Consider the following 8016-nt stretch of genomic DNA (forward strand, 5'->3'; position numbering starts at 1 on the left):
ATCATCTCCTGCAGCACGTCCTTGACGTTGCCGACGATGGGGATGTCGACCTTCACCCGCTTGGAGATGGAGGACGGATCGATGTCGATGTGGATGATCTTGCGCGGCTGCGTGGCGAAGTGCGCCGGGCTGCCGATCACGCGGTCATCGAAGCGCGCGCCGATGGCGACCAGCACGTCGCAGTTCTGCATCGCCATGTTGGCTTCGTACGTGCCGTGCATGCCCAGCATGCCCACGAACTGCTTGCTGGTGCCCGGGAACGAACCCAGGCCCATCAGCGTGTTCGTGACGGGGTAGCCGGTCAGGGCCGCCAGTTGGCGCAGCTCTTCGCTGGCCTCGGCCAGGACCACGCCGCCGCCCGCGTAGAGGTACGGACGCTCGGCCTGCAGCAGCAGGCTCACCGCCTTGCGGATCTGACCGGAGTGGCCCTTGTTGACCGGGTTGTACGAGCGCATCTCGATGGTCTTCGGATACTCGTACTTGCACATCTCGCGCGAGACATCCTTCGGGATGTCCACCACCACCGGGCCGGGACGGCCGGTCGAGGCGATATAGAACGCCTTCTTGATGGTCGAAGCGAGATTGCGCACGTCCTTGACCAGGAAGTTGTGCTTGACGATCGGACGCGTGATGCCGACGGTGTCGCACTCCTGGAAGGCGTCCTGGCCGATGGCGTGCGTCGGCACGTTGCCGGTGATGATCACCATCGGGATCGAATCCAGGTAGGCGGTGGCGATGCCGGTCACGGCATTGGTCACGCCCGGGCCGGACGTCACCAGGGCGACCCCGACCTTGCCCGTGGCACGCGCATAGCCGTCAGCCGCATGGACTGCCGCCTGCTCGTGGCGCACCAGGATGTGCTCGATCTTGTTTTGCTTGTAGAAAGCGTCGTAGATATAGAGCACCGCGCCGCCCGGGTAACCCCAGACGAACTCGACACCCTCCGCCGCAAGGGCGTGGACGAGGACTTCAGCCCCCATCATGTCGGTAGATGAACCGCTATTGGCGTGGGAAAATTCCGCGCTTGGCATATTCATGTCTGTCCTTTGCAATTTTCGGCAAAAAATTGTTCGGATGCTCTCTACCGGGCTTGTGGCGCGGGTTTGAGCGGTGCGCGTCTGCATGGATGGTCCGCCTGTTGAGCGGCCAGATGAGACAACCACAGATGTTGTGAACCAACAATGATACTGCAATGCCGCATGCTGGTCCAGCGGCGCCAAGATTCGCCACACCGGGCGGCCCGCCAGACAATCGGGCTGTCCGCCGACCCGCATTTTTGCTAGCATCGCACCATTTTTCGCGGCCCCGTCCGCAGCCGTCACGCGGTTCTAGCATCACATTATGACAATGTGAATTCGCCGCGTGGCCGCCCCACAGGATTCGTACCCGCCGTTGTATGGCCTCTGAACAGGAACTGTCGGCCTTCCTCTTAAGCGTCGAAAAACGCGCCTTCAAGCAGGCGGTCTTCGCGGTCCGCGACGACGATGCCGCGCTCGACATCGTCCAGGACGCCATGATCAAGCTCGCCGAGAAGTACGGCGACAAGCCCCAGGCCGAACTGCCCCTGCTGTTCCAGCGCATACTGCAGAACACGATCCACGACTGGTTCCGCCGCACCAAGGTGCGCAACACGTGGATCAGCCTGTTCTCCAGCTTCCGCAGCGACGCCGAAGGCGATGACACCGACCCGCTTGAGTTGATCGAAAGTGAAGCCGGCTCCATAGCGTCGGAAAGCAGCGCCGACAAGTTCGAACGCACCCAGATGCTGGGAATCCTGGAGCGCGAAATCGAGAAGCTGCCCGCACGTCAACGGGAGGCCTTCCTGATGCGTTACTGGGAGGACATGGATGTTGCCGAAACAGCCCAGGCCATGGGCTGCTCCGAGGGCAGTGTGAAAACACACTGCTCGCGGGCGACACACGCCCTGGCGCAAGCGCTGCGGGCGCGAGGGATCCGACTATGAACCAAGCAGAACTCCGAGAACGCCGCTTCGCGCATGCCGTCCGCACCGCTCTGAACGAGTCGGCCGGGCAGTTGCCGTCTGACGTCCGCGACCGCCTTGCGGCTGCGCGTCGGACCGCCCTCGCGCACAAGAAAGCCGAGGCCGTGCAATCGGTCGTCTCGCCAGCCCTGGCGCTGCCGGGGGTGGGTTCGATGTCGATGAACCTGGGCGGCGAGCCATCCACCGGGCGCAAGATGCTCAACCTGATGCGCCGCATGGGCCTGCTCTGGCCGACGATCGCGCTGATCGCCGGGCTGACCGGCATCTACCAGTGGCAGCAACAGCAGCGCGTGGACGAACTCGCCGAGGTCGATACCGCGATGATGCTCGACGACCTGCCCCTGGCCGCCTACGCCGATCAAGGCTTCCATCAGTACCTCAAGCACGATCAGTGAAGGCTGATCGATGAGTGACATCCAACGCACCCCGGGCCAACCACCGCGAGGCAAGCAGCCCCTGCGCCACGCCATCGGCGTTATCGCGCTTGCCTGCGCTACCGGGCTGGCCGCCGGCATCGTCACCGCGCAGGTTCCCGCTTCGGCGCCCGCTGCCAACGCGCCCGTGACGCCGATCGCGCCGGCAACGAATCCGCAGCCGGCGGTCCATCCAAACTGGTCCGAACTCGGGATCGTGCAGCAGCGCATCCTGGCGCCGCTGGCCCCCGAGTGGAACGGCATGGCCGAGCTGGCGCGCAAGAAGTGGCTGCAGATCGCGCAGGCGTATCCGAAGTACTCGCCGGCCCAGCAGCAGCGGCTGCAGACCCGCATGGCCGACTGGGTGAAGCTGACCCCCGAACAGCGCCATCGCGCACGCGAGAATTACCAGACCACCAAGGCCCTGCCCCCACAGAAGAAAAGCGAGGCGTGGCAGAGCTATCAGCAGTTACCGGATGAGCAGAAAAAGGCCCTGGCCGCGACCGCCAAGGCACAGAAGCACCCCTCTGCGGTGACGGCGCTGCCGGGTACCACGAGCCTCGCGAAGGACGCCGCCAAGGCCGTCCACCACGGCGCGCGCACCAAGCCGGGCACGACGCGCTCGGCGCCAAGCCCGCTCGCGCCGCCCAAGGCGGCTGCCACGGCATCGGCACCGGTTGCCGCACCGGCGCCGGCTCCGACTGCTGCCCCCGCGCCGGCGAGTGCGCCCGCGGCCGCGCCTGCAGCACCGCACCCGGTAGCACCGCCATCCAACCCGGGCGGCGATACAGGCAACCCACCGCCATCCACGGTGCTCGGCGGGTGAGCCGGACGCCCCGTTTGGCATAATCCACACAAGCGCCACGCCGTTGTCGGTGGCGCATGATGCCTCCGCAGCCCACCTGCGGACGACCGGATTCGATGGCCACCACCACTCCCGCCTCCCCCGTCCCGCCCGCTGTGGCACCTGACGTGCCTGACGCGCTTACGGCACCCACCTTGCGTCGACGCCTCGCCGCGATGCTCTACGAGGGCTTGCTACTGTTTGGCGTGATGTTCGGCGCCACGGCCATTTTCCTGATCCTGCGCGCGATCGCGCCGCCGCTGGCGCGCACCGGCGATACCGGCCTGCAGGTCTGGGGCTTCCTCGCGCTGGGGGCTTACTTCGTCTGGTTCTGGACCAAGCGCGGGCAGACGCTGGCCATGCAGACCTGGCGCATCCGGGTGGTGCGTGCGGACGGCGGACCGATCTCGCTCCGGCAAGCCGTCGTGCGGTACTTGCTGGCGTGGATCTGGGTAGGCGTGGCGGTCGGCATCATCCACGTGAGTGGCCTGTCGCGCTGGGCAGGTGCAGGCGTCGCGCTCGGCTGCGTGCTGGGATTGGCCGCGCTGGCGTGGCTCGATCCGCAGCGCCAGTTCCTGCACGACCGGCTGGCCGGAACGCGGCTGGTACGCGACTGAGCCAGTTCGCTGGCACCCGGCCCCATCATGACCCGCGCCGACCTGCCAGCGACGCCTGTTCCCTGGGCCTCTGTCACGGCGGCAAATGTGCGCCGCGTAGCCGTCGCGCTTCAATTTGCCGCGACGCTGGGTGTCGCTTTGGGCGTGCATCGGTGGACTGCCGTTGGTTGGCCCGGCGCTGCCGCCGTTGCGCTGTGCGCGCTGGTTGGCGGCTACCTGATCTCGGTCGGCTGGGCCTTCGTCATCGCGCTGTCCGGCCTGGGCACACACGTGTCTGACGATCCCGACTGGGGCCGCATGCCGGTGCCGCCAGAACAGCGCATCGGTGTTGGCGGCGTGGTGCTCTGCTGGCTGCGCGAGTGCGTGTCGGTGGCGTGGATGTTCAACGTGCTGCAGCCGTTTCGTGCACGCGCGAACTTTGCGCCAGCGGCCGGTGAGGACCACCGCGCCCCCGTTCTGATGATCCATGGCTATGGCTGCAACCGCGCCGTCTGGCTGCCGATGCAGCGTGCGCTGGCCGCCGCCGGCCACCCCACCGAAGCGATCGACCTGATGCCACTGCTGGGTGACATCGACCACTACGCCATCGACATCGCCAGCGCCGTCGCCGAGATGACGCGCCAGCACGGCCGTCCGCCCATCCTGCTTTGCCACAGCATGGGCGGCCTGGCGGCGCGCGCCTTCGTGCGGCAATCGCGCGAGGCGCTGCCGGTGGCGCACGTCATCACCCTGGGCACGCCGCATCGCGGCACCGCCATGGCGCGCACCGGCCGCGGCCGCAACGTCACGCAGATGGCCTGGGCGAGCCCGTGGCTGCGCGAGCTGGCCGCCTCGGAAACGCCCGAGCTACGCCTGCGCATCACGTCGATCTTCTCCTGGCACGACTCCATCGTCGGGCCAGCGGGCGCCTCCTGGCTCACGGGCGCACGCCACCTACCGATGGCGGGCATCGGCCATGTGTCGCTGCTGCGCGACGCACGCGTGCGCGATGCGGTGCTGGCCGAACTCGCGCGCATCGAGGGGGACGCCCCCGCCTCATCCCCCTGAAACGCGCGCCGGGCATGGCGCTCGAGCAGATCAGCGGCACCCCGACGGCAACCACGTCATGTGACGGTCATGTTTCCGACATGGATTTTTCACATGCCCATGGCGAAATCCGTCCAACGTAGCCTTCGTTGCCGACATGGTCTCGCCAACTCGCCCAGGTTTCTTCCGCCGCCTCGCGCAACGCTTTCGCGCCGCCCCCCTCTCTGGTTCCGACTGGAACGCCTCCCTACCCCTGATGCAAATGGCCACGGGCCTGGCCGCTGCGGGTGCGCTGGGCTCCGCCCCCGCCAGCCGTGGCGATGTGCGCGACCATGAAGTCCCGGCCGCTGCGCCGCTGCCTACGATGGTCCCAGGGCACATGGCCCAGGAAGACACCACCCGGGAAGCCGAGCCGCCCGCCGAGAAAATCCATCGCTACCGCACGATCTGGCTGTCGGACATCCACCTCGGCACGCCGGGCTGCCAGGCGGACTACCTGCTCGACTTCCTCAAGCATCACGACTCCGACACGCTGTACCTGGTCGGCGACATCGTCGACGGCTGGCAGCTGCGCAAGGGCTGGTACTGGCCACAGGCGCACAACGACGTGGTACAGAAGGTGCTGCGCCGCGCGCGCAAGGGCACCCGCGTGGTGTTCATCCCGGGCAACCACGACGAGATGGCGCGCCAGTTCCACGGTCTGAACTTCGGCGACATCGAAGTGGCCGAAGACGCGGTGCACGTAACCGCCACCGGCAAGCGCCTGTGGGTCGTGCACGGCGACCTGTTCGACGGCGTGATGCAGCATGCGCGCTGGCTGGCCTATGTGGGCGACACGCTCTACACCTTCATCCTGGCGATGAACCGCCACTTCAACAGCATCCGCGTGCGGCTGGGGTTCCCGTACTGGTCGCTGTCGCAGTACCTCAAGCACCAGGTCAAGAACGCGGTCAACTTCATCAACTCGTTCGAGCGCGTGATGACCGACGAGGCGCGCCGCCGCGGCTGCGATGGCGTGGTCTGCGGGCACATCCACAAGGCCGAGATCCGCGAGATCGACGGCCAGCTGTACTGCAACGACGGCGACTGGGTAGAGAGCCTCTCTGCCCTGGTCGAAACCATGGAAGGCGAGCTACAGATCGTCTACTGGACGCATCTGCTCGATGCGCCGCGCACGTCCCGCCGCGCACGCCGTGCCGCTGCGGCAGCCGCCTGAGGAAAGACCACATGACCACGACCAACATCGACTTCGCCCAACCCGACGTCGCCCCCACGACACCCATGCCCCAAGGAGAGCCCGTGAAAGTCATGATCGTCACCGATGCCTGGGAACCGCAGGTCAACGGCGTCGTCCGCACCCTCACCCAGACGCGTCGTGAGCTCGAAGCCATGGGCCACATCGTCGACATGATCACGCCGCTCGAATTCACGACGGTGCCGTGCCCGACGTATCCGGAGATCCGCCTGTCGATCCTGCCGTCCAAGCGCGTGCGCGAGCGCATCGAGAAGTTCGCCCCGCAGGCGCTGCACATCGCCACCGAGGGCCCGCTGGGGCTGGCCGCGCGTGCGTATGCGCTGCGCCACAAGCTGCCCTACACGACGGCCTACCACACGCGCTTTCCGGAGTACGTGCAGGCCCGCTTCGGCATTCCGCTGGCGTGGACGTACCGCTTCCTGCACTGGTTCCATAGCCCCGCCCAGGCGGTGATGGCGCCAACGCCCGTGGTGCTGAAGGATCTGGCCGACTACGGCATCACCAACGGCGTGCTGTGGACGCGCGGCGTGGACCTGGACGTCTTCACCGCCAAGCGCGGCAACGTGCTCAACACCGCGCATCCGATCTTCCTGTACGTCGGCCGCGTGGCCGTGGAGAAGAACGTCGAGGCCTTCCTGGAGCTGGACCTGCCGGGCTCCAAGTGGGTGGTGGGCGAAGGTCCGGCGCTGGCCGGCCTGAAGGCGAAGTATCCGAACGCCAGCTACCTGGGCGTGCTCAAGCAGCCGGAACTGGCCAAGGTGTATGCCTCGGCCGACGTGTTCGTCTTCCCGAGCCGCACCGATACGTTCGGTCTGGTGCTGCTGGAAGCGCTCGCCAGCGGCCTGCCGGTCGCCGCGTACCCGGTGACGGGCCCGATCGACGTGCTGGGCGATTCACCGGCCGGCGCACTGCGTGAAGACCTGCGCGAGGCCTGCCTGGAAGCGCTGCGCATCGACCGCGCGACCGCCCGGGCACATGCCGAGCGCTTTTCGTGGCGCGCTGCGTCGGAGCAGTTCCTGGCGCACCTGCGCCCACTGCCCGCCGCACAGGCCGGTGCCGCCGAAACCGCACAACCGTCGACCGCCAGCGGCGCGTAACGTTTGCGTGCCATGAAGCCAACCACTCCGCCGGAGCGCCCGGCGCCGCCGCCCGCGGCAGGCGCCTACTCCCCCGCTGACAACCCGCACAAGGGCAACCGCGGCATCACGCGCGCGTGGTTCGCCCTCAAGAACTCCATCAGCGGCATCCGCTTCGCCATCGACGAGGAAAGCGCGTTCCGCCAGGAGCTGACGCTATGCGCGATCCTGCTGCCGTGCGCCTTCGTCATTCCCGCCACAGTGGTCGAGCGGATCCTGATGCTCGGCACGCTGGTGCTGGTGCTGATCGTCGAGCTGCTCAACTCCAGCGTGGAGGCGGCGGTGGACCGCATCTCGCTGGAGCAGCACGGGCTGTCCAAGCGCGCCAAGGACTTTGGCAGCGCGGCGGTCATGCTGGCCCTGCTGCTATGCGTGGGCACCTGGGTGGCGATTGCCTGGCCGTGGGTGGCCTCTCTATTGCGTTGATTGTCTGCTTGTAAGGATGCAAGAGGTCGTTGCCGCATCACGATCTCTTATAATCTCGGGCAATAAACGCCACGGAGACAGGGCCACGGGCCTTGGCAGTTCAATGGAAACCAAGCAGCATTCCACCGGCCCACGCCGCACGCGCGACCGCATCCTCGAAGTGTCGCTACGCCTGTTCAACGAGCTGGGCGAGCCCAACGTCACCACCACGACGATCGCCGAAGAGCTCGAGATCAGCCCGGGCAACCTGTACTACCACTTCCGCAACAAGGACGACATCATCAACTCGATCTTCGT

Annotated in this window: 10 protein-coding genes; 9 read left to right on the forward strand and 1 reads right to left on the reverse strand. The window is 66.8% G+C overall.

Going from position 1 to position 8016, the window contains the following annotated elements:
• Positions 1–1037: thiamine pyrophosphate-binding protein (locus tag QZ609_RS21925; RefSeq protein WP_295499514.1), on the reverse strand; the 1037-nt coding region annotated here is incomplete at its 3' end.
• A gap of 359 nt (positions 1038–1396) precedes the next feature.
• Here QZ609_RS21925 and QZ609_RS21930 point away from each other — a divergent pair.
• The 9 genes from QZ609_RS21930 to QZ609_RS21970 all read left to right on the forward strand — a co-directional run.
• Entirely contained in the window at positions 1397–1963 is a 567-nt protein-coding gene (locus tag QZ609_RS21930; protein ID WP_295499515.1) for an RNA polymerase sigma factor, read from the forward strand.
• On the forward strand, positions 1960–2397 hold the full coding sequence (locus tag QZ609_RS21935) for a DUF3619 family protein (protein ID WP_295499516.1): 438 nt from the start codon (positions 1960–1962) through the stop codon (positions 2395–2397). The genes QZ609_RS21930 and QZ609_RS21935 overlap by 4 nt, the downstream gene beginning before the upstream one ends.
• A gap of 10 nt (positions 2398–2407) precedes the next feature.
• Positions 2408–3241: a DUF3106 domain-containing protein gene (locus tag QZ609_RS21940; RefSeq protein ID WP_295499517.1), complete on the forward strand. Its 834-nt coding sequence runs from the start codon at positions 2408–2410 to the stop codon at positions 3239–3241.
• Positions 3242–3336: 95 nt separating this feature from the next.
• Positions 3337–3876, forward strand: coding sequence for an RDD family protein (locus QZ609_RS21945; RefSeq protein WP_295499519.1), 540 nt, complete (start codon positions 3337–3339; stop codon positions 3874–3876).
• Positions 3877–3903: 27 nt separating this feature from the next.
• Positions 3904–4923 carry an alpha/beta fold hydrolase gene (locus tag QZ609_RS21950; protein WP_295499520.1) on the forward strand — a complete coding sequence of 340 codons (1020 nt, stop codon included), beginning with the start codon at positions 3904–3906 and terminating at the stop codon, positions 4921–4923.
• 235 nt (positions 4924–5158) lie between these two features.
• A complete protein-coding gene (locus QZ609_RS21955; protein WP_295499522.1) occupies positions 5159–6118 on the forward strand; it encodes a UDP-2,3-diacylglucosamine diphosphatase in 960 nt (319 codons plus the stop codon).
• A gap of 92 nt (positions 6119–6210) precedes the next feature.
• On the forward strand, positions 6211–7254 hold the full coding sequence (locus QZ609_RS21960; protein WP_295499526.1) for a glycosyltransferase family 1 protein: 1044 nt from the start codon (positions 6211–6213) through the stop codon (positions 7252–7254).
• 12 nt (positions 7255–7266) lie between these two features.
• Positions 7267–7719: a diacylglycerol kinase gene (locus QZ609_RS21965; RefSeq protein ID WP_048932823.1), complete on the forward strand. Its 453-nt coding sequence runs from the start codon at positions 7267–7269 to the stop codon at positions 7717–7719.
• 103 nt (positions 7720–7822) lie between these two features.
• Positions 7823–8016: TetR/AcrR family transcriptional regulator (locus QZ609_RS21970; protein WP_295499524.1), on the forward strand; the 194-nt coding region annotated here is incomplete at its 3' end.

Source organism: uncultured Ralstonia sp. (genome assembly GCA_913056305.1).
Lineage (GTDB): Bacteria > Pseudomonadota > Gammaproteobacteria > Burkholderiales > Burkholderiaceae > Ralstonia.

What these genes read in the sequence shown, in the direction of transcription:
- QZ609_RS21930 (WP_295499515.1), top strand. Translation starts at nt 1,397, where the DNA reads ATGGCCTCTGAACAGGAACTGTCGGCCTTCCTCTTAAGCGTCGAAAAA.
- QZ609_RS21935 (WP_295499516.1), top strand. Translation starts at nt 1,960, where the DNA reads ATGAACCAAGCAGAACTCCGAGAACGCCGCTTCGCGCATGCCGTCCGC.
- QZ609_RS21940 (WP_295499517.1), top strand. Translation starts at nt 2,408, where the DNA reads ATGAGTGACATCCAACGCACCCCGGGCCAACCACCGCGAGGCAAGCAG.
- QZ609_RS21945 (WP_295499519.1), top strand. Translation starts at nt 3,337, where the DNA reads ATGGCCACCACCACTCCCGCCTCCCCCGTCCCGCCCGCTGTGGCACCT.
- QZ609_RS21950 (WP_295499520.1), top strand. Translation starts at nt 3,904, where the DNA reads ATGACCCGCGCCGACCTGCCAGCGACGCCTGTTCCCTGGGCCTCTGTC.
- QZ609_RS21955 (WP_295499522.1), top strand. Translation starts at nt 5,159, where the DNA reads ATGCAAATGGCCACGGGCCTGGCCGCTGCGGGTGCGCTGGGCTCCGCC.
- QZ609_RS21960 (WP_295499526.1), top strand. Translation starts at nt 6,211, where the DNA reads ATGATCGTCACCGATGCCTGGGAACCGCAGGTCAACGGCGTCGTCCGC.
- QZ609_RS21965 (WP_048932823.1), top strand. Translation starts at nt 7,267, where the DNA reads ATGAAGCCAACCACTCCGCCGGAGCGCCCGGCGCCGCCGCCCGCGGCA.